We start from the raw sequence: 967 nt of genomic DNA, 5'->3' as shown, positions 1-967 counted from the left end.
CAATGGCACAGCCTATCCGATCCCGAACTCGAACACAGCCTCATCACCCGCATCGATTTCAACCTGTTTTGCCGTTTTGACGAACTGAGCATCCCCGATTACAGCACCTTATGCCGCTACCGCAACTGGCTGGCGCAAGACGACACCTTGTCCGAATTGCTGGAACTGATCAACCGCCAACTGACCGAAAAAACCTAAAAATAGAGAAAGCATCTGCTGCTGTCGTTGACGCTACCATTATTCAGACCGCCGGCAGCAAACAGCGCCAGGCCATAGAAGTCGATGATGAAGGGCAAGTTAGCGGCCAAACCACACCGAGTAAAGACAGCGATGCCCGTTGGATAAAGAAAAACGGCCTCTACAAACTCGGCTACAAACAACATACCCGCACCGATGCGGAAGGCTATATCGAGAAACTGCACATCACTCCCGCCAATGCCCATGAGTGCAAACACCTGTCGCCTTTGTTGGAAGGTCTATCTAAAGGTACGACCGTTTATGCCGACAAAGGCTATGACAGTGAGGAAAACCGGCAACATCTGGAAGAGCATCGGTTACTGGACGGTATTATGTGCAAAGCCCACCGCAAACATCCGCTGTCGGAAGCGCAAACCAAACGCAACCGATATTTGTCAAAGACTCGTTATGTGGTCGAACAAAGCTTCGGTACACTGCACCGTAAATTCCGCTACGCCCGGGCAGCCTATTTCGGGCTGATTAAAGTGAGTGCACAAAGCCACCTGAAGGCGATGTGTTTGAACCTTTTGAAAGCCGCCAACAGGCTAAGTGTGCCTGTTGCCGCCTAAAAGGTGGCCCGGATGCCTGCTTAATCAGGTATCCAAGGGGGATTAAGGGGGTATTTGAGTAGAATCAGTGGATATTTGAAATAAAAACAGCCGAAAACCTGTGTTGGGATTTCGGCTGTCGGGAAAAAGGAATTTTGCAAAAGTCTCCAAAGGTTAAGAAC

At 49.9% G+C, this 967-nt stretch carries 1 pseudogene; it reads left to right on the top strand.

Annotation, left to right across the window (positions count from 1 at the left end):
* Nucleotides 1-806 (top strand): annotated as a pseudogene (locus ACTHUM_RS15330) (IS5 family transposase); the annotation flags it as partial.
* Nucleotides 807-967: the final 161 nt, after the last annotated feature.

This window comes from Neisseria sp. P0021.S006 (assembly GCF_051956895.1).
Note: the sequence above shows the minus strand (reverse complement) of the source record. Positions and strands in the feature narration are given on the sequence as shown.